18 protein-coding genes are annotated in these 18838 nt (G+C 65.2%); 7 read left to right on the forward strand and 11 right to left on the reverse strand.

Features of this window, described 5'->3' with window-relative positions:
* The first annotated feature begins 66 nt into the window (after positions 1-66).
* Positions 67-846: an SDR family oxidoreductase gene (locus SPHI_RS11445; RefSeq protein WP_076745098.1), complete on the forward strand. Its 780-nt coding sequence runs from the start codon at positions 67-69 to the stop codon at positions 844-846.
* 302 nt (positions 847-1148) lie between these two features.
* On the opposite strand, the gene SPHI_RS11450 is transcribed toward SPHI_RS11445, so the two are convergent.
* Genes SPHI_RS11450 through SPHI_RS11460 form a run of 3 tightly spaced genes read right to left on the reverse strand, consistent with a single transcriptional unit; the run spans position 1149 to position 2753 of the window.
* The gene (locus SPHI_RS11450; RefSeq protein WP_076745099.1) at positions 1149-1598 is read right to left on the reverse strand and encodes a cytidine deaminase; all 450 of its coding nucleotides are present in this window, start codon (positions 1596-1598) and stop codon (positions 1149-1151) included.
* A complete protein-coding gene (locus tag SPHI_RS11455; RefSeq protein WP_144036196.1) occupies positions 1595-2266 on the reverse strand; it encodes a GH25 family lysozyme in 672 nt (223 codons plus the stop codon). The genes SPHI_RS11450 and SPHI_RS11455 overlap by 4 nt, the downstream gene beginning before the upstream one ends.
* 4 nt (positions 2267-2270) lie before the next feature.
* Positions 2271-2753: a UPF0262 family protein gene (locus SPHI_RS11460; RefSeq protein ID WP_076745181.1), complete on the reverse strand. Its 483-nt coding sequence runs from the start codon at positions 2751-2753 to the stop codon at positions 2271-2273.
* A gap of 100 nt (positions 2754-2853) precedes the next feature.
* Here SPHI_RS11460 and SPHI_RS11465 point away from each other — a divergent pair, with 100 nt between their 5' ends.
* A complete protein-coding gene (locus SPHI_RS11465) occupies positions 2854-4344 on the forward strand; it encodes a replicative DNA helicase (RefSeq protein WP_076745100.1) in 1491 nt (496 codons plus the stop codon).
* A 71-nt stretch (positions 4345-4415) separates the two neighbouring features.
* Here the strand turns inward: SPHI_RS11465 and SPHI_RS11470 are convergent, their stop codons facing one another.
* From SPHI_RS11470 to astD, 7 genes are all read right to left on the reverse strand, one after another.
* Positions 4416-5174 (reverse strand): phosphoadenylyl-sulfate reductase, encoded by a 759-nt coding sequence (locus SPHI_RS11470; RefSeq protein WP_076745101.1) that lies wholly within the window; start codon positions 5172-5174, stop codon positions 4416-4418.
* Positions 5167-5595 (reverse strand): DUF934 domain-containing protein, encoded by a 429-nt coding sequence (locus tag SPHI_RS11475; protein WP_076745102.1) that lies wholly within the window; start codon positions 5593-5595, stop codon positions 5167-5169. The genes SPHI_RS11470 and SPHI_RS11475 overlap by 8 nt, the downstream gene beginning before the upstream one ends.
* Positions 5588-7219, reverse strand: a complete 1632-nt coding sequence (locus tag SPHI_RS11480; RefSeq protein ID WP_076745103.1) for a nitrite/sulfite reductase — start codon at positions 7217-7219, stop codon at positions 5588-5590. The genes SPHI_RS11475 and SPHI_RS11480 overlap by 8 nt, the downstream gene beginning before the upstream one ends.
* A gap of 115 nt (positions 7220-7334) precedes the next feature.
* The gene (locus tag SPHI_RS11485; protein WP_076745104.1) at positions 7335-7631 is read right to left on the reverse strand and encodes a DUF2849 domain-containing protein; all 297 of its coding nucleotides are present in this window, start codon (positions 7629-7631) and stop codon (positions 7335-7337) included.
* Positions 7628-8419, reverse strand: a complete 792-nt coding sequence (gene cobA / locus SPHI_RS11490) for a uroporphyrinogen-III C-methyltransferase (protein WP_076745182.1) — start codon at positions 8417-8419, stop codon at positions 7628-7630. The genes SPHI_RS11485 and cobA overlap by 4 nt, the downstream gene beginning before the upstream one ends.
* Positions 8420-8731: 312 nt before the next feature.
* Positions 8732-9358, reverse strand: a complete 627-nt coding sequence (locus SPHI_RS11495) for a hypothetical protein (protein WP_076745105.1) — start codon at positions 9356-9358, stop codon at positions 8732-8734.
* An 85-nt stretch (positions 9359-9443) separates the two neighbouring features.
* Positions 9444-10853, reverse strand: coding sequence for a succinylglutamate-semialdehyde dehydrogenase (astD, locus tag SPHI_RS11500; RefSeq protein ID WP_076745106.1), 1410 nt, complete (start codon positions 10851-10853; stop codon positions 9444-9446).
* A 196-nt stretch (positions 10854-11049) separates the two neighbouring features.
* Here astD and SPHI_RS11505 point away from each other — a divergent pair, with 196 nt between their 5' ends.
* The 5 genes from SPHI_RS11505 to SPHI_RS11525 all read left to right on the forward strand — a co-directional run bounded on the left by SPHI_RS11505 (position 11050) and on the right by SPHI_RS11525 (position 16580).
* Entirely contained in the window at positions 11050-11925 is an 876-nt protein-coding gene (locus tag SPHI_RS11505) for an alpha/beta fold hydrolase (RefSeq protein ID WP_076745183.1), read from the forward strand.
* 35 nt (positions 11926-11960) lie between these two features.
* On the forward strand, positions 11961-12734 hold the full coding sequence (locus SPHI_RS11510; RefSeq protein WP_076745107.1) for an SDR family oxidoreductase: 774 nt from the start codon (positions 11961-11963) through the stop codon (positions 12732-12734).
* Positions 12731-13846 (forward strand): glycoside hydrolase family 130 protein, encoded by a 1116-nt coding sequence (locus SPHI_RS11515; protein ID WP_076745108.1) that lies wholly within the window; start codon positions 12731-12733, stop codon positions 13844-13846. Before SPHI_RS11510 ends, SPHI_RS11515 begins: the two co-directional genes overlap by 4 nt.
* A 171-nt stretch (positions 13847-14017) precedes the next feature.
* The gene (locus SPHI_RS11520) at positions 14018-15217 is read left to right on the forward strand and encodes a cation:proton antiporter (RefSeq protein ID WP_076745109.1); all 1200 of its coding nucleotides are present in this window, start codon (positions 14018-14020) and stop codon (positions 15215-15217) included.
* Entirely contained in the window at positions 15207-16580 is a 1374-nt protein-coding gene (locus tag SPHI_RS11525) for an MFS transporter (protein ID WP_076745110.1), read from the forward strand. The genes SPHI_RS11520 and SPHI_RS11525 overlap by 11 nt, the downstream gene beginning before the upstream one ends.
* On the opposite strand, the gene SPHI_RS11530 is transcribed toward SPHI_RS11525, so the two are convergent.
* Positions 16553-18832, reverse strand: a complete 2280-nt coding sequence (locus tag SPHI_RS11530) for a glycoside hydrolase family 3 N-terminal domain-containing protein (RefSeq protein WP_076745111.1) — start codon at positions 18830-18832, stop codon at positions 16553-16555. The genes SPHI_RS11525 and SPHI_RS11530 overlap by 28 nt on opposite strands.
* Between the last annotated feature and the right edge of the window lie 6 nt (positions 18833-18838).

Consider the following 18838-nt stretch of genomic DNA (forward strand, 5'->3'; position numbering starts at 1 on the left):
GCGCTCGGCCACGTATCACGCCATCCCGTGCACCGTAACTATAGTTATGGCGAGAAAGGGAGGGGCATGAGCGGAGACTATGCGGGCAAGCACGTTTTCGTCGCGGGCGCATCGAGCGGAATCAACCTGGAGATAGCGCACAGCTTCGCACGCGCCGGCGCTAAGGTAACGGTGTTGAGCCGCAGCGCCGACAAGATCGAGGCCGCCGCTGCGGGGATCCGGGAAAGCGGAGCGGAGGCGATCGGTATTGCCTGTGATGTGCGCGACTATGCCGGGCTGGAGGCTGCCTATGCGGAGGCGACCGGCAAGTTCGGTCCGATCGACGTCCTGGTTTCCGGGGCGGCGGGCAACTTTCTCGCACCGGCGGCCAAGCTGTCCGCCAATGCCTTCAAGACGGTGATCGATATCGACCTGCTCGGCACCTTCAACGTCTTCCGCGCGAGCTTCGATCATCTGGCGAAGCCCGGTGCGTCGCTGATCGCGATTACGGCGGGACAGGCGGTGCATCCGTCCGCGTTCCAGATTCACGCCTGCGCGGCGAAGGCCGGGGTGAACATGGTCACGAAATGCCTTGCGCTGGAATGGGGGCCGGCGGGTGTCCGCGTGAACGCGATCTCGCCGGGGCCGATCGGCGATACCGAGGGAATGAAGCGGCTTGGCGGCGATCCGGCGCGCGAGGCGCAGATCAAGGGGCGGCTGGCGCTGCGGGACTATGGGACCAAGGCGGACGTAGCGGAGGCGGCCCTATGGCTGTCGAGCCCGGCGGCGAAGTATGTGACCGGGACGATCCTGAACGTGGATGGTGGCAACGATCTGGGGGATGCGAGCGCCAACGCCTTGGAGTGATCTGATTCACGCCAAGGCGCGAAGAAGGAAGGGGTTTGTTCGCGCAGAGGCGCGGAGGACGCGGAGGTGTTGCGTTTGTCTGACCGTCACCCCGGCCTCGGGCCGGGGTCCAGCCTTACGCCTGTCGAAAAGACAGCGGGATCCCGCATCAAGTCCGTGATAACGGATGCGGAGCATTCGTCTTTGCTGGAAATCCCGTTCGCAATCTTTCGGTACATCGCCTTGAACGCAACACCTCTGCGTTCTCTGCGCCTCCGCGCGAACAAATCTTCTTCGCGTCTTCGCGTCTTCGCGTGAGTAAATCAGCCGCTGATCCCAAGATCAGCCGGCCCGAAAGCATCCGGCAGCAATTGCGACAGCAGATAGCTGTTCACCGCATCGCCCTCGGCCCCGGCGCAATGCACCCGCACGTCGCGTCCGCCGATCTGCGCCGCTTCGTTGATCACCTGCCGGCAGCGCCCGCACGGCCGAACCACGTCCATGCCAGAGATCGCGCCATTGCGGATCATCCCGCCGACGACTCCGATCGCAACCACCTCGGAAAGCCGTCCCTGCGCGCTGAGCGTGGCGATCGCCACCGTCTCCGCACACAATGACAGGCCGTAACTCGCATTCTCGAAATTGGCCCCGCTCACCACCGAACCGTCCGTCAGCAGCACCGCCGCGCCGACGCCAAACCTTGAATAGGGCGCATGCGCATGCGCGGCCGCCTTGCGGGCCAGATCGATCAATCGTTGCGCTTCGTCGCTCATGATGCTGCCACGTTCCAGTTCACCGGCCCTTCGATCCCGTCGATCCGCCGTATGTCGCTCGCCCGCCACATCCGCCACGGGCGCGCGGCATAATCTGGCCGCAGGAAATTACCTATGGCCCATATCGGGCGGCGCAGGGCGCTCGACAGGTCGTAATTCTTCTCGAACTGGCGTGACACGCGCAGCAGCACCGGCTTGCCGGTATGCGCCTCGACGATCGTCGCGGCTCGTTTCACTTCGTCGATCAGCGCGTCGCGCTCGGGGCGGGTGGCGCATCCTTCCGCAAAGTCGAAATCGATCGCTGCCGGCAGGGCCGAAAGATCGCGCGGCACCATGGTGTTGAAGGCGTTGGCCTGTTCCACGCCATCCGCGCAAAGCGACCATATATGCACCGCGCCACGGCGAAGCCCGGCTGCCGCCATGCCCTGCCAATTCTCCTCGAACAGCCGATCGCGCTGCCTGCCATGAGTCGCTGCCGCATAGGCAAAGTCGGCGCCCCCGCCCGCGACGACCTTCCACTCGATGGCGCCATCGGTTTCGTCCACATCGACGCCCTGAACGGCGAACGTCTCCACCGCTGGCCGCCATTGCATCGCATAGCGCCAACCGAACGCCGCCAGAATGGCGAGTACGGCAACCACCAGCAGGAAACGCCTAAACCCGGACAAACGCTCAACCTTTGATATGCAGGACGCAGATGAGCGTGAACAGCCGGCGCGCCGTGTCGAAATCGAGCTCGATCTTGCCCTTCAGCCGCTCCATCAGCAGCTCGGCCGCCTCATTATGGATGCCGCGCCGTGCCATGTCGACCGTCTCGATCTGCTGTGGCGTCGATTGTCGGATCGCCTGAAAATAACTGTCGCATATCGCAAAATAATCACGGATCGGGCGACGAAAGCGGCCCATGCCGAGGATGTGCAGCTCCAGCGGGGTGCCGTCCTCGCGCTTGATCTGCATCGCCAGCCGGCCTTCCTCCACCGACAGCGCCAGCTTATACGGCCCGGCATAGCCGTCCGCATGCTGCTTCTGCGGGGCGAAGTAATTGCCCTCGATCAGGTCAAATATCGCGATCCGCCGCTCCTGCTCGATATCAGCCGAGCGCCACAGGATGGTGCGCTCGTCCAACTCAACATCAATGATCCGCGGATCGGCCATCGGATCGCGATAGAGGTCAAAGGTCGCGGCGACAATTCTCGTGTTCCACAGCCCGAGCTGGTTCACGCAGCGCCCGATCGGCGATACAAGCCGCCGCCTGATGGCAACACTGGCTTTTCCGCAACCGGCCCCGGCCGAACCCGTTCAGCTGCCCCGCAACGTCGAGGCGGAGGCCGCGCTGCTGGGCGCGATGATGATCGACAATCGCCTCGCTGACGATGTCGTCGACCTGATCGAGCCGGCGCACTTCTACGAACCCGTTCATGGTCGAGTCTTCGCGGCGATCAAAACGTTGCGATCGAACGACATGCTCGCCACTCCGGTTACCCTTCGCCCGATGTTCGAGGCCGACGAGGGGATGCGTGAGCTGGGCGGACCGGCGTATTTAGCGCAGCTCACCGGCTCGGGTGCCGGCCTGATCGGCGCGCGCCAGTTTGCGCAGCAGATCTACGATCTTGCCATGCTCCGCGCGCTGGTGACGGTCGGCCGCACGCTGGTTGACCGGGCCATGGACACCTCGGAGGAGGTCAATCCGCGTGCGCAGATCGAGCTGGCGGAAGAGGAGCTGTTCAAGGTCGCGGCCGAGGGCACGACGGACAATGCGATCAAGAGCTTCGCGCAGGCGACCAAGACTGCACTGAAAATGGCGGAGACCGCGCTCAATTCTGGCGGCAAGGTATCAGGAATCACCACCGGCTTCGACACGGTGAATGCCCGGATCGGCGGCATGCATCGGTCGGACTTGATGATCCTCGCCGGTCGTCCCGGCATGGGCAAGACGTCGCTCGCCACCAACATCGCATTCAACGCGGCGCAGCGCTGGATGATGGATATGAAGGCCGGTATCGCGCCCAGCGAATCGATCGGCGCGAAAGTGGCGTTTTTCAGCCTCGAAATGTCTGCGGACCAGCTCGCCACGCGCGTGCTGGCGGAACAATCCCGGATCACCTCGGAAAAGCTGCGCCGTGGCGACATCAGCCGCGCCGAGTTCCATCAGCTCGCCGCGGCGGCGGCTGACCTCGAGAACCTGCCGCTGTTCATCGACGACACCGGCGGCCTTTCGATCGGCGCGCTGCACACCCGCGTACGGCGCCTGCAGCGCCGGCACAACAATGAGATCGGCCTGGTTATCGTGGACTACCTCCAGCTGCTGAGCGGCGGTGGCAAGTCTAGTGAGGCGAACCGCGTGCAGGAAATCTCCGAGATCAGCCGCGGTCTGAAAACATTGGCGAAGGACCTCCACGTGCCGGTGCTGGCGCTCTCACAGCTCAGTCGTGCCGTCGAACAGCGCGAAGACAAGCGACCGCAGCTGTCGGATCTGCGTGAATCGGGCTCGATCGAGCAGGACGCCGACATGGTCTGGTTCGTGTTTCGCGAAGATTATTACGTCGCCGCCAAGGAGCCCAAGCGGCCGACCGAAGGGGACGCGGCCAAGATCTTCGAAGATCATGCGCAATGGGCCAGCGACATGGAGCGCGTGTTCGGCCTAGCCGAGCTCATCATCGCGAAGCAGCGCCACGGCGCGACCGGCAAGGTAACGATGAAGTTTGATCCGTCGGTGACGCGCTTCAGCGATTACGCAGGGTACTGACCCGCGTCATCCAGGAGTTGATCCGGGATCCCGCTGCTTCTTCTCGACCGTACGCCAGACGACGGCGAAAATCAGAACACCGGTTCTTCCCCGGGCTTCTCCGGCACATGGATGCCGCATTCCACCTTGTCCCACCCGCGCCAGCGCCCGGCGCGCGGGTCTTCGCCTGGCAGCACCTTGGACGTGCACGGCTTGCACCCGATCGAGGGATAGCCGTTCGCCTCCAGCGGATGGTTTGGCAGTTCGTGCTCCGCGAAGTATGCCTCGAGCCGCATCTTGTCCCAGTCCGCCAGCGGGTTGAGCTTCAGCCGCCCGTCGTCGATCTCGAATCGCGGCAATGCCGCGCGGGTCGATGACTGGAAGCCCTTGCGCCCGGAAATCCAGGCGTCGAACGGCAGCAAAGCGCGGCGCAGCGGCTCGACCTTGCGGATTTCGCAGCAACCGTCGGGATCGTAGGACCAGCGCAGCCCGTTGGCATCCTTCGCCGCCAGGATGCGCGGATCGGGGCGGAAAACGCGGAGGTCGGTGAGCCCGAGTCGCTCAGAAAGTTCATCGCGATACTCAAGTGTTTCGCCGAACATCTTCTGCGTGTTCGTGAAGATGACCGGCACGTCCTTGTCGACCGCTGCGACCATGTGCAGCAGCACCGCCGACTCCGTTCCGAAGGAGGAAACCGCCGCCACGCGCCCCTTCAGCTCGCCCGACAGCAGCTCGCGCAGCATCTCCTGCGTCGGCACGCCGGCGAAGCGTTCCTCCATCGCCGCCGCATCCGCCACCGTGAAGGGAGGGGCGACGTCGATCATGTCGAGGCAGCGGGCAGCACTAGCCATGGCGTAACTTCCAAACGGGCACAGCCGGATCGGCCGCGCGCTGATAGGGGGTGGGGTAGCGATCGAGGCTGCGCTTCAGCGTTTCGGCGTCGACCGGCGCTTGCGGTGCGAAGCTGTCGAAGCCGCAGCGGCGCATGTGCGGGATCTGGTCGACCAGCACGTCGCCGGCTGCACGAAGCTCGCCTTGATAACCCGCCTCACGCAGGATGCGCGCCGCGGAGAAGCCGCGCCCGTCCCGGAAGGTGGGGAAGCTCACCTCGACCAGCGCCAACTGGCCCAGTGATGGCAGCAGCGCGCGCGCATCATCGCCAGCTTCCAGCCGCACGGCGCCAGCGTTGGTCTGGCCGTCGAGAAACGAATCCAGCGTGATCGCCGGTTCGTCATGCGCCTCGTCGTCGCGGAAGCGGAGCAGATTATCCATAGATCGCCTCCTTGAACGTCTCGAAGCCCACGCGCCGATACGTATCCAGAAATCGCTCGCCTGGCTCGCGCACCTGCACGAAGCGGTCGGTCACCCGCTCGATCGCGTCGACCACCCCGTCCTCGTCGAAGCCGGGGCCCGTGATCTTGGCGAGGCTGACGTCCTCCGCGCCCGATCCGCCCAGCGACAGCTGGTAATTCTCCTTGCCCTTTTTATCGACACCCAGAATGCCGATGTGCCCGGCATGATGGTGGCCGCAGGCGTTGATGCAGCCCGAGATCTTGAGCTTCAGCTCACCCAGATCACGCTGCCGGTCGAGATCGCGGAACCGCTCGGCGATCTTCTGCGCCAGCGGGATCGAGCGAGCATTGGCGAGGCTGCAATAATCAAGGCCCGGGCAGGCGATGATGTCGCTGATGAGATCAAGGTTCGCCTCCGCGAGCCCAGTGTCGGTCAGCTTCTGCCACACCGCGTAGAGGTCAGCCTTGCGGACATGCGGCAGGACGATGTTCTGCGCATGCGTTACGCGCAGTTCGTCGAACGAATACCGCTCGCCCAACTCTGCCATCACGTCGATCTGGTCGGCCGACGCATCGCCGGGGATGCCGCCGACCGGCTTCAGCGAGATGTTAACGATGGCGTAGCCGGGCTGCTTGTGCGCCTTGACGTTCTGATCGAGCCAGACCGCGAAATCGGGATCGCTGCGATCGACATCCTCCGACAGGCCGGTCTCGAACTCGGGCGGTGCGAAGAAGGCGCTGATCCGCTCGAGTTCCGCGACCGGCGGATCGATGCCGAGCGTCTTCACATGCGTGAATTCTTCCTCGACCTGGCGGCGATATTCGTCTGGCCCCAGCTCGTGGAGCAGGATCTTGATCCGCGCCTTGTAGATATTGTCGCGCCGGCCGTAGCGATTGTAGACGCGCAGGCACGCCTCGAGATAGCTCAACAGCTCGTCCGCCGTCACGAAGTCGCGGATCTCGTGCGCGATCATGGGTGTGCGGCCCATGCCGCCGCCGACGAAAATCTTGGCGCCGAGCACGCCGTCCTTCTTCAGCAGCTCGATCCCAATATCGTGCAGCCGCATCGCCGCGCGGTCCTCGGGCGCCGCAATGACGGCGATCTTGAACTTGCGCGGCAGGTAGGTGAACTCGGGGTGGAAGGTGCTCCACTGACGCAGCAGCTCGGCCCAGGGGCGCGGATCGGTCACTTCGTCGGCGGCAGCGCCGGCGAACTGATCCGACGAGATGTTGCGGATGCAGTTTCCGCTAGTCTGGATGGCGTGCATTTCCACCGTCGCCAGCTCGGCGAGGATGTCGGGCGCGTCCTCCAGCTTGATCCAGTTGAACTGGAGATTCTGGCGCGTGGTGAAATGGCCGTAGCCGCGATCGTACTTGCGCGCGACATGGCCCAGCATGCGCATCTGCCGGCTGCTCAGCGTGCCATAAGGCACCGCGACGCGCAGCATATAGGCGTGCAGCTGCAGATACAGGCCGTTCATCAGCCTGAGCGGCTTGAACTGGTCCTCGGTCATGTGCCCGTCGAGGCGCCGCTTCACCTGGTCGCGGAACTCCTCCACCCGGGCGTCGACGATCGACTGGTCGTATTGATCGTATTGGTACATCAGTAACTGTCCAAATCTGCCGTTCGCCCTGAGCCTGTCGAAGGGCTGCCCTTCTTCAGCGCGACGGAAAAGAAGAAGGGCAGCGCTTCAACAAGCTCAGCCCGAACGGTACAACTCAAATCACCCAGCTGCCCGCTTCCGGATCGGCCGGCTTCAGCGTCAGGTCCGGCCGCACCGTCGGACCCAGCGCGCGGATGCGATCCTTGATATGCGCGGGGCGCGGACCTTCAGGCGTCTCCACCGCGTCGATCACATAGGGCACGTTGACGCGCCGCGCGCCTTCTTCGGCCTTGGCAAGACCTTCGCCGCGGTCACCCACGTCGCACGCATCCTCGACATGGCGTGACCAGCCCTCGCCGGTCCACCACGTGACGTCCCCAGTCACCAGATCATTTCCCGTCAGCAGCTTCATCCGTTCATGCTCTCCGCAGCACGTGCCCAGGCAACCAGTTTATCCTCCGCGTCGGAAAGCTCCACCACCTCGCCGACCACGATGATCGCTGGGCTCGCCACCTTCTCCCGCATCACCATCGCGCCGAGATCGGCGAGCAGCGTCTTCACCGCGCGATGCCCCGGCAGCGTGCCCTTCTCCAGCACTGCCACCGGCATGTCGGGCGCGACACCATCGGCCATCAACTTGTCCGCGATCGCCTCGGCAGTGGCGACGCCCATGTAGATCACCAGCGTTCGACCCTGGCCCGCCAGCCCGGACCAATCCTGCTCGGTCAGGCCCTTGCACTGGCCGGCGACGAAGCTGACCGCGCTGGAATGATCGCGATGCGTCAGCGGCAGCATCGCCTCCGCCGCACAGCCCAGCGCGGCCGACACGCCGGGAATCACTTCGACGGGCAGGCCGGCGGCACGCACCGCCTCCACTTCCTCGCCGCCGCGGCCGAAGATGAACGGGTCGCCGCCTTTCAGCCGCACCACCACGCTGCCCGCGCGGACATGTGCGACGATCAGCGCGTTAATCGCGTCCTGCGGCAACGTATGCCGCGCACGCCGCTTGGCGACCGAGATGCGGTGGGCGTCGGCGGGGGCGATCTCCAGTACGCGCGAATCAATCAGCCCGTCATGGACGACCACGTCGGCCGCCCTCAGCGCCTCCACGGCACGAACGGTCAGCAGGCCCGGGTCGCCCGGCCCGGCACCGACAAGGATGACGCGTCCGCGCGCGTCAGGATCGAGAAGGCTTGCCATGCTTTCGGAAATGGCGTGCACCGCACCCGGCATCAACCGAGCGATCCTTGGCGCTGCCGTAGATCAGCTATGCGCAGGGTGATCGAGGGGAGTCGTCGCATTGCCCCAGCGCATCCGTCCGCCCTGAGCTTGCCAAGGGGCGCGTAACAAACGCCGCCAGAGGGCGCACGTGCTTCGACAAGCTTAGCACGAACGGACGGGTTCGGCGACGCCCGAACCCAGTGAATGGCAGCGAGGTCGAGAGACCCACTCCGACGAAGCATTCATCGTGCGTTGTTCGAGGTTGCTCGGCACGGGCGGCAAGACCGTCGCTCAGGCACATCCCTCGACGTAGCCGAGCACCGGCATCGTCCCGACATGCATCAGGCTCACCTTGCGATCCGCTCCGATCTCGAAGCGCAGCGCGGGATCACCGCTGGCCGCATTGGGCGCGGTCAGATATTTGGCCGGCTTGTCCTCATATTTGTGCGGCTCCTCGCGAAAGCCGCCGAACCATTTCTTCACATCGCTTTCGGTCGATCCCACGCCGATGCCCTCGACGAGCTTCACGTCCGATCGCTGACCGACCGTGATTCGCCGCACCTTGCCCTCAGTGACGATGGCATAGGCTCCGGGGAAATCCGGTGAGCTGACCGTTCGGCACCCGCCCGGGATCTGCCCGCCACGCTCCGCCCAATTGCTGCCGCGCGGCACCGCCTCGCCGATCCTGAGGTCTCCCAGACCTTCGAGCGCCAGTGTCTTGCCGGAAACCGGCGTTGCGACAAGGGAGGGGCTTGGTTGCGTTGTCGGCGACGTCGATGATGCGGGCGCCGGCGTTTCGGCGACCGGCGGCACATCCTGCGTGATGTTGGCCGGCAGGGTGTCGTCCGGCTGTTCCGGTTCGGACGAGCAGGCGGCGAGAGCAAGACCAAGGGCAAGCGTGGAGACGAGAGTTCGCATCCTGACATAACCTTGATCAGCGTCGGGAGGTTTCCATTGCTCCTCCGTCATCACGCCCAAACGCCGCATGACGACGCCGGCAATTTCAGGCGTCCCTGAGTCCAATCCCAATGGACGCACGCGCGGCGTCCGCTTCGTTCGACACCACCGGATAGGCGCAATAGTCCGCCGCATAATAGGCGCTCGGCCGGTGATTGCCTGACCAGCCTATCCCGCCGAACGGCGCGCCCGAGGAGGCCCCATTGGTCGGCCGGTTCCAATTGACGATCCCCGCCCGCGCGCCGGCCCAGAAGCGATCGTACAGTGCCGGCGTCTGGCTGATAAGCGAGGCAGAGAGACCGTAGCGAGTATTGTTCGCCTCGGCGATCGCCTCCTCGAACGTGGCGGTGCGCACCACTTGAAGGATCGGCCCGAACAGCTCCATGTCCGGCCGCTCGCTCGCCGCCGTCATGTCAATGATCCCTGGCAGCAGGAAAGGCTTGTCGGCGACTGGCCGCTCAAGGTGCCGGATCGGGCGCCCGCCGCGCATCAGCAACGCGAGGAAACTTTCCGTCAGCTGGTCGGCGGTGTCGTTGTCGATCACCGGCCCCATGAATGGCGAGGGATCATCATGCGGTGCCCCGACGATCAGGCGGCCGAGCAATTTGTCGAGCTGCTCCAACAAAGGCTCGTGGAGTTTCTCATCGACGATCAACCGCCGCGCCGCCGTGCAGCGCTGCCCGGCGGTGGTGAACGCTGATTGGATGACCAGGATCGCCGCCGCGTAAAGGTCCGGCGTGTCCCACACCACGATGGGGTTGTTGCCGCCCATCTCGAGCGCCAGGATCTTGTCGGGCCGGGCGGCAAAGGCGCGGTTCAGCGCGATGCCGGTATGCGCCGATCCGGTGAACAGCAGGCCATCGATCCCGTCATGCCCGGCCAGCGCGCGCCCTTCGTCCGGCCCGCCGACGATCAGGCGGATGCACTCCTCCGGCACTCCCGCGGCGCGATAGCAATCGACTAGGAAAGCCCCCGTCGCGGGCGTCTTCTCGGATGGCTTGAACACCACCGCATTGCCCGCGATCAGCGCCGGGACGATATGGCCGTTGGGCAGATGCGCCGGAAAGTTGTACGGCCCCAGCACCGCCAAGACGCCGTGCGGCTTGTGGCGCAGCGCCATTCGCGACCCCATCGGCGCGTCGAGCCGCCGCTGCGCCGTGCGATCGGCATAGGCCGCGACCGAAATGTCGACCTTGCCCATCACCGTATCGACTTCGGTCCGAGCTTCCCACAAGGGCTTGCCGGTCTCGCGCGCGATCACCTCCGCGAGATCGTCGTAGCGCGCGCGGACGACATTGACGAAGCGTCGCATCGTTTCGATGCGATAGGTCAGTGGTCGCGCTGCCCAGCTCGCCCAGCCGGACCGCGCGGCGGCGACCTCCGCATCCACGTCGCCCACCGCCCCGCGCCACAATTCGGCGCCGGTTGCGGGTTCGAAGGAGATGATTTCGGTCACTGAAGCACCTCTGACGTCACCTTTTGGCCTTAGGATACAATTGCATGGCGAAACAAGCGCAGCGCATCGCCGGCCCATGATGCGGATGGGCGCGATCTTGGCGCCGAACGGTTCCTGGGGCGATATGCTCGCGGGGCTGCTTGAGGTTCCAGGCCCATGCATGAATATGGGGGGTGGCGAGACAAAAGGTGCAAGCATGGCCGCCTGGCAGGATATCTATTGGTGGTCGAATGACGGGCTTCGCCTCCACGCGCGAGATTACCGTGGCGAGACGGACGCGCTGCCGGTGCTCTGCCTCCCGGGCCTCACCCGCAACGCTCGCGACTATGACGTGCTTGCCCGCCGCCTCGCCGGCAAGCGGCGGGTGCTCGCGATCGACCTGCGCGGTCGCGGCGAAAGCGCCTATGCCAAAGACCCCATGAGCTACGTCCCGCTCACCTATGCGCAGGACATTGCGGCGCTGCTGGCAGAGCAGAACATCAACCGCTTCGTCGCGATCGGGACTTCGCTGGGCGGGATCGTCACCATGCTGCTCGCCGGCATGCTGCCCGGCCGGGTCGCCGGCGCGTTGCTCAACGATGTGGGCCCGGAGATCGAGCCCGCGGGCCTCGCGCGCATCCGCGGCTATGTCGGCCGGTCGAGCACCTGGCCGACCTGGATGCACGCGGCCCGTGCCACGCAGGAGGCGAACGGCGACATCTATCCCGATTGGCACATCGAGGATTGGCTCGCCATGGCCAAGCGGCTGTACCGCCTCAACGCCAATGGCCGCATCGGGCTCGACTATGATCTCAAGATTGCCGAGCCCTTCCGCGTGCCGGGCAACGAGGCAGGACCAGACATGTGGCGCGCGCTCGCCGCGCTCGGCCATTCGCCGGTGCTGGTCGTGCGCGGCGGCCGTTCCGACATCCTAAGCGCTGCCACGGCCGAGCGGATGATCGCGCAACTGCCCGATGCGGAGCTGGTGACGTTGCCCGGCATCGGTCACGCGCCGACGCTTGCGGAGCCGGCTGTGCAGGGCGCAATCGACCGCCTGCTGGCGCGCGCCGAGAAGGAACCGGCAAGCGCCTGAAACGTCGAGGCCCCGACCCATCCGGAGCCTTTTTCATGACCGATCGATCCGACGCGCATACCGCCACCACGCCGCTCGCCGGCCGCCGCGTGCTGGTGACGGGCGGCACCACCGGCATTGGCCGCGCCATCGCCGTGCTGCTAGCCAGCGAGGGCGCCAAGGTGTTCGTCTGCGGCCGCGACGCGCAGCACCTGGACGACGCGCTCGCCCGTATTCGTGAAGTGGGCGAGGGCGACGGCATCACCATCGATCTCGCCGAGGAGGAGAATGTCGCCCGCCTGTTCGAGGCGGCGACCGGCTATCTTGGTGGCCTCGACATTGCGGTGGTCAACGCAGCCCGCGGCGCCGAGGGGCTCACCGATATGAGCGAGGCGGACCTGCGCTACACCATCGGCAGCAACTTCACCGCTTATCTCCTCTCCGCGCAGCACGCCGCCAAGGCGATGGGCGCCCATGGTGAGAATGCGACGGGACAAGGGGACATCGTCCTGATCGGTTCGATGAGCGCCTATGTCCTGGGTAAGGAATCCACTGTCTACGCCGGCATCAAATACGGCATTCAGGGCTTCGCCATCGCGCTTCGCCGCGAGCTCGGCAAAAAGGGCGTGCGCGTCTCGCTAGTCGAGCCGGGGCTCACCGGCAGCGACATGGTCGAGGGGACGAGCGAGGAGCAGGCCGAGCGGATCGACAAGGAGGAAATGCTCCGCGCCGAGGATATCGCCGTCGGCGTCCATTATCTGCTCACCCAGCCGCGCCGCGCGGTGGTCCAGCAAGTGACGATCTCCCCGCGGATGCAGGACGAAGAATGACCTTCCCGCTCGACCATCTGGTTTTCACGCCGAACGACGTCGATCTCTCGCGCTCGCCGCTGGCCGGGCAGATCGACGAGGAGACCTATGTTCTCGGCGCGTTCAATCCCGGCATGACGCGGCTGCCGAACGGCAATCTCCTGCTGATGGTGCGCATCGCGGAGGCGCTGCGCACCCCGATTCGTGACGGCCATGTCCGCGCGATCCGCTGGGAGGAGGGTGCGTACAAGCTCGACCCATGGCCGCTGCAATTGGTTGACACCGCCGACCCGCGAAAGTTCATGATGCGGGGCGGCGGGTGGAAGGTGATGGCGCTTACCTCGCTGTCGTGGCTACTCCCGGTCGAACTCGATCCCGAAGGCCGCCGCGTCGAGGCGGTGCATTACAATCGCGCCATCGCCCCGCGCGCCAGCTACCAGAATTACGGCGTCGAGGACGCGCGGATCAGCCGCGTGGGCCATCGCTATCTGATGACGAGTTGCTCGGTCAGCCCTGAGCGGCATTCCACCACGCTTTACACCAGCGCGGACGCGATGGATTGGGAGCTCGAAGGTATCGTCCTTGATCACCAGAACAAGGACATGCTGATCTTCGAAGGGCTGGTCGGCGGCAAATACTGGGCGCAGACCCGTCCGCTCGGCGACCTCTATTTCGCCTATCCGCCGGACAGCGAATGGCGCGCCGGCCCCTCGATCAACCTCGCCTCTTCGCCCGATGCGCTGCACTGGAAGCCGAGCGACCATCCTGGGATCCGCCCGCATGCCGCAACCGTCGCGACCGCGCGGATGGGCGGCGGCGCGCAGCCGGTGCTGACGAATGATGGCTGGCTCACCTTGTGGCACGGGGTCGAGCCGTCGGGCGTGGTCGGCGTCTATCGCACCTATTGGACCCTGCTCGACAAGGACGAGCCGTGGCGCACGGTCGCGACCCAGCATCAGCCGCTGCTCGAACCCAATCCGGCGCTTACCGAGCCGTTCAAGGACCAGATGTATCTCGACAATGTCGTCTTCACGACGGGCATCGTCGATGGCGGCGATCACTGGATCGTGGCAAGCGGCGAGGCAGACCTCGCTTGCCGGATCACCCATGTACCCAAGCAGGCGATCGGCTGATCATGGATCAGGCCGGGTAGAAACGGCGCAAACACGCTGCCGGTCGCCCTTTGCTTGATTGGTTTCGCTCCCGGTCATCACAAACCAGCCCTTTGTCTCTCCGATCAGCCCTGGCGGGCTCTTGTCGATCGTCCCGGCCGGCGCGATAGGCGCCGGCTTCAGGGGTGGGGCATGAGGACGACCGAGCTATTTCTGATCGCGATGCTGATCGTGTTCAGCGCGCCGTATCTGTTCTGGCGATTGCTGCGAACCGATCATTATGCGCCGCTGGTGATCGTGCAGATCATCGCGGGCGTGCTGCTCGGACCTGGCGTGCTGGGCGCGGCCTTTCCGCAATGGCATGCTTCCGTGTTCAACCCGCAGGTGATCGGCGCGCTCAGCGGTATCGCCTGGTGGGCGGTGATGATCTTCGTGTTCGTCGCAGGGGTTGAGCTGGACATAGGCGAAGCCTGGGCGCGTCGGCGGGAAACCTCGATCACTGCGGCATGCGCGTTGCTTGTGCCGCTAGCCTTTGGATGCCTCGCTGCGATCCTGCTGTTGGCGTGGCGCAGCGAGTGGGCGGGCGTTGACGGTGCCCGCTGGCAGGTGGTGCTCGGCATCGGCATGGCCTGCGCCGTCACCGCCCTGCCGATCCTGGTGCTGCTGCTCCAGAAACTCGGGATCCTGCGCAAGCCGCTCGGCCAGCGCATCCTTCGCTATGCCAGCCTGGACGATATCGCCATTTGGGGCGTGCTGGCGCTGATCCTGCTCGATTGGGAACGAGTCGGCCGGCAAGTCGGCTTCTTTGTCGTGTTTCCGGTGGCCGCCATCGTGTTCCGTATGCTGCTGCGCCGCTTGCCGGAGGCGGATCGTTGGTATGTGGCGCTGATCTGGCTTGCCGCCTGCGGGCTGGCGGCGGACTGGGCCGGGCTGCACTATATGGTCGGCGCGTTCCTCGCCGGCGCAATCCTCGACGCGCGCTGGTTCGATCAGGTGCGCATGGATATGTTCCGGCACAATTTGCTGCTGGCGGTAATGCCGGTCTATTTTCTGTCCACCGGCTTGCGCACCAATTGGTCGGGCGGCGGGGCGGCTGTGATCGGCGCCGCTGTGATCCTGTTGGTCGCCTCGGTGGCAGGCAAGCTCGCGGGGGTTCACCTGGCCGGGCGCCTGCTGCGCTGGCCGAAAGGCGATGCTTCGCTGATCGGCTGGTTGTTGCAGACCAAGGCGCTGATCATGATCATCTTCGCCAACATCCTGCTCGACAAGGCGATCATCAGCGCGGCGACCTTCACTGCTTTGTTGCTGATGGCGGTGATGAGCACCATGCTCACCATCCCGGTGGTTGCGCCGCGGCTGCGTCGGATGGGCTTCAGGCCCCATGTCGACTGAGGCCGCTGTCCATCGCCCGTCGAAGCTGCGGCTCATAGGGTTTGCGGCGGGGGACTTTGCGTTCAATCTCTACTGGCAGAGCGTCATGCTCTACCTTTTGTTCTATTACACCGACGCGCTGGCGCTCGACGTGGCGCTGGCCGCGACGATCTATCTCGTGGCGTCGATCTGGGATGGGATCACCAGCTTCGTCGTCGGGATCGCTGCCGATCGGCGAGGGTCGGCGCGCCATTTCCGGCTCGCGCTGCTGGTCGGAGCGGTGCCGCTCGGGCTGGCATTCGCGATGGTCTATATGCCGCCGCCGGTCGCCGGTGTCGCCGGCACGATGTTCGTCCTTATCGGCCACCTGCTGTTTCGCACCGCTTATGCGCTGGTCAATGTGCCGTATCTCGCCATGTCGGCGCGGGTCAGCGCCGACAGCCGCGATCGGTCCTTTGTGGCGGGGTTGCGCATGCTCGCGGGAACCGGTGCTGCCGTGATCGTCGCGCTCGGTACCGTGCCGCTCGGCCGTTGGCTGACCGGGGCGGGCGAGGGGCCGCAGGCGTTCCTGGGCGCTGCCTTGCTGTTCGCGGTGGTGGCCACAGGAATCCTGATCGCGATCGGTGCCAGCTTTCGCGACCTAGCGCCGCCTGAGCCGCACGCGCCGCCCTCCGTCGCCGCCTGCCTCGGCAGCCTCGCGCGTAACCGCGCCTTTGTCACCTTGGGCGGCGCGATGGTGATGATGATCGTCGGGGTCACGATCCTCAACAAATCAGTGCTCTACTATTTCAAATATGCGCTCGGCGACGAAGCGGCAGGGCAACTGACGCTGGCGGTGATGATGGCGGTCAGTGCGGCAGCAGTGCCGATGTGGATGGTGGTCGCGCGGGCGATCGGCGCGCGGGCGATCTGGTTCATCGGTGTCGCGGGATGCGTGGTCCTGCTCGGCGCTTTCGCCGCGGTTGATATCGCGGGCGCGCAGCAGGCGCAGGTGCTGCTCGTCGCGTTGCAGGCGATCATCGTCGGGCTGCACTTCGCGTTTTGGGCGCTGCTTCCCGACACGGTGGAATATGGCCAGCGAGCCACTGGTTTGCGCGTGGAAGGAACGGTGTTCGGTGTGACGGCGCTGCTTCAGCGCGTAGCGATCGGCCTCGCGACCGCAATCCTGGGCTGGAGCTACGCCGGATCAGGATATTCGCCGAACGTCGCGCAGAGTGCTGCGACTCTCGCCGGAATGCGCATGACCTTCGCTGCCCTGCCGTTGTTCTTTCTGGTCCTGTCGGCGCTGCTGATGTGGTTAAATCCGCTCGCCAAGGGCGCGCACGACCGGATCGTGCGCGCCCTTGGCGACGAAGATCAGGCGGTCAGTTCAAAGGTTCCGTGAACGCCCTCGGCCTGAGCGGACGGCGCGATCCAGACGTCGAACGTCCCCGGCTCCACCGTGGGCTTGAGGTCAAGGCCAATGAACTCAAGGTCCTGGCGTCGCAACGTGAATGTCACCGTCTCGCGCCCACCTGGCGCCAGTGCCACCTTGCGGAACGCTTTCAGCTCGCGCACGGGCCGCGTCACACTGCCAACCCGATCGCGGATATACAGCTGCACCACTTCTTCCGCCGCTCGCTGGCCGGTGTTGGCCACCGTGGCTGAAACGGTAAGCGTCCCGTTTGCTGACATGGTCGCCGGCAAGTTCAGCCCGCTATACTCGATCGTGCCGTATGTCAGGCCGTGGCCGAACGGATAAAGCGCCGTGTTCATGGCAGAACGATACCGCGCACGGTAGGTCTGCTTTAGATCCGGCGCCGGGCGACCGGTGGCCTTGTGGTCATAATAATAAGGCTGCTGCCCGGATTCGTGCGGGAAGCTCAGCGGCAGACGGCCGGACGGGCTGTATGCACCGAACAGCACGTCCGCGATCGCATGGCCGCTCTCCGATCCGAGGAACCAGGTGACCAGGATTGCCGGCGCGTCCTTCACCGCGCCCTCCAGCGCCAGGCCGCGCCCGTTCTTCAGCACCACGACGACCGGCTTGCCCGTCTTGGCGATTGCCTCCGCCAGGGCCTGCTGTGGCGCAGGTACAACGATCTCGGTACGCGATTGCGCCTCGCCCGACATATTCTCCGCTTCGCCAATCGCCAGCAGCACGATGTCCGCCGCATTCGCCGCCGCGACTGCTGCCTCGATCCCGCCGTCCAGCGGTTCCTCCACCTTCGAGCCAAGCGCGACCGTCACATTCCCGGCGCCGGCGACCGCACGCACACCTTCGGCCAGATCGACCGCTTGCGCATTGTCGCCATAGACCACCCACGGCCCGTTGAGGTCGTGTTTGCCTTCGGCGAACGGGCCGATGATCGCGATCTTCTGCCCGCTTCGCGCCAGCGGCAGCAGGTTGCCCTCGTTCTTGAGCATGACGATCGACTTGCGCCCGGCCTCCCGGGACACGGCGAGATGCGCCTTGGTCCGCGACCGCGCCTTCTCGCGCTTGGCGTCGATGCGGCGGAACGGATCGTCGAATAGCCCCAGCTTGTGCTTCACGGCGAGTACGCGGCGGACCGAGCGATCGAGCCGGTCCATCGGCACCAGTCCATCCCGGACGAGGCCGGGCAGGTGAAGGAAATAATTGTTGCTTTGCATGGACATATCGACGCCTGCAAGGAAGGCGATGCGCGTTGCATCTCGCGAATCCTTTGCGAAACCGTGCGCGATCATCTCTTCGTCGCCGGTATAGTCGCCCACGACAAAGCCCTTGAACCCCCACTCGCCGCGCAGCAGCGTCTCCAGCAGCCACGGATTCCCGTGCGCGGGCACGCCCGAGATTTCGTTGAACGAGGCCATGGCCGAAAGCGCACCAGCGTCGAACCCGGCTTTGTAAGGCGGCAAATACACCTCGCGCAGCGTCCGCTCGGAAACATCGACAGTATTGTAGTCGAGCCCCCCTTCGGCCGCCCCGTAGGCCGCGAAGTGCTTCACACAAGCCATCATCGCATCGTTCGCGGTGAGATCGCGTCCCTGGAAGCCCTTCACCCGCGCCGCGGCGAACAGTTCGCCGAGGCGGACGTCCTCGCCAGCACCTTCCATGGTGCGGCCCCAACGCTGGTCGCGCGCCACGTCCACCATAGGGAAGAACGTCCAGTCGATACCTGCTGCTGCGGCCTCGATTGCCGCAATGCGTGCTGTTCGCTGCGCCAGATCGGGCTCGAAGCTCGCGGCTTCGGCGACGGGCACGGGAAAGATCGTACGATGCCCGTGAATCACGTCGGCGGCAAAGATCAGTGGGATCTTGAGCCGCGACTCGCGCATCACGGCGGTCTGCATGCGGCGGGCCATTTCGGCGCCGTTGCCATTGAACACGCCGGTCAGCTTGCCCGCCACAGAGTCAGCAAGCTGGCCTTCGAAACTGTTGCTCCCGCTCGAAGGCGGGTTGAGCGCGGTGGCGACTCCACCAGCCCACGCAGCCGCCATCAAGTTCAGCTGACCAGCCTTTTCCTCGACCGTCATCTTGGCGATCAACGCGTCGATTGACGCGGGCGCATCCAGCTCGGCGGACTGAAGCAAGGCGCGCGCCGGGCTTGCCGCCCAAGCCATGATCGCGCCCGCGCTGGCAAGCGCCGCGCGTCGCGAAATCGGATGATCGACCATATTCCT

The organism is Sphingomonas jeddahensis, from assembly GCF_001981525.1.
Lineage (GTDB): Bacteria > Pseudomonadota > Alphaproteobacteria > Sphingomonadales > Sphingomonadaceae > Sphingomonas > Sphingomonas jeddahensis.

Excerpts from the sequence above, each read along its gene's own strand:
- SPHI_RS11445 (WP_076745098.1), top strand. The coding sequence starts at position 67 with ATGAGCGGAGACTATGCGGGCAAGCACGTTTTCGTCGCGGGCGCATCG.
- SPHI_RS11450 (WP_076745099.1), bottom strand. The coding sequence starts at position 1,598 with ATGAGCGACGAAGCGCAACGATTGATCGATCTGGCCCGCAAGGCGGCC.
- SPHI_RS11460 (WP_076745181.1), bottom strand. The coding sequence starts at position 2,753 with ATGGCCGATCCGCGGATCATTGATGTTGAGTTGGACGAGCGCACCATC.
- SPHI_RS11465 (WP_076745100.1), top strand. The coding sequence starts at position 2,854 with ATGGCAACACTGGCTTTTCCGCAACCGGCCCCGGCCGAACCCGTTCAG.
- SPHI_RS11470 (WP_076745101.1), bottom strand. The coding sequence starts at position 5,174 with ATGGCTAGTGCTGCCCGCTGCCTCGACATGATCGACGTCGCCCCTCCC.
- SPHI_RS11475 (WP_076745102.1), bottom strand. The coding sequence starts at position 5,595 with ATGGATAATCTGCTCCGCTTCCGCGACGACGAGGCGCATGACGAACCG.
- SPHI_RS11480 (WP_076745103.1), bottom strand. The coding sequence starts at position 7,219 with ATGTACCAATACGATCAATACGACCAGTCGATCGTCGACGCCCGGGTG.
- SPHI_RS11485 (WP_076745104.1), bottom strand. The coding sequence starts at position 7,631 with ATGAAGCTGCTGACGGGAAATGATCTGGTGACTGGGGACGTCACGTGG.
- cobA (WP_076745182.1), bottom strand. The coding sequence starts at position 8,419 with ATGGCAAGCCTTCTCGATCCTGACGCGCGCGGACGCGTCATCCTTGTC.
- SPHI_RS11495 (WP_076745105.1), bottom strand. The coding sequence starts at position 9,358 with ATGCGAACTCTCGTCTCCACGCTTGCCCTTGGTCTTGCTCTCGCCGCC.
- SPHI_RS11505 (WP_076745183.1), top strand. The coding sequence starts at position 11,050 with ATGGCCGCCTGGCAGGATATCTATTGGTGGTCGAATGACGGGCTTCGC.
- SPHI_RS11510 (WP_076745107.1), top strand. The coding sequence starts at position 11,961 with ATGACCGATCGATCCGACGCGCATACCGCCACCACGCCGCTCGCCGGC.
- SPHI_RS11515 (WP_076745108.1), top strand. The coding sequence starts at position 12,731 with ATGACCTTCCCGCTCGACCATCTGGTTTTCACGCCGAACGACGTCGAT.
- SPHI_RS11520 (WP_076745109.1), top strand. The coding sequence starts at position 14,018 with ATGAGGACGACCGAGCTATTTCTGATCGCGATGCTGATCGTGTTCAGC.
- SPHI_RS11525 (WP_076745110.1), top strand. The coding sequence starts at position 15,207 with ATGTCGACTGAGGCCGCTGTCCATCGCCCGTCGAAGCTGCGGCTCATA.
- SPHI_RS11530 (WP_076745111.1), bottom strand. The coding sequence starts at position 18,832 with ATGGTCGATCATCCGATTTCGCGACGCGCGGCGCTTGCCAGCGCGGGC.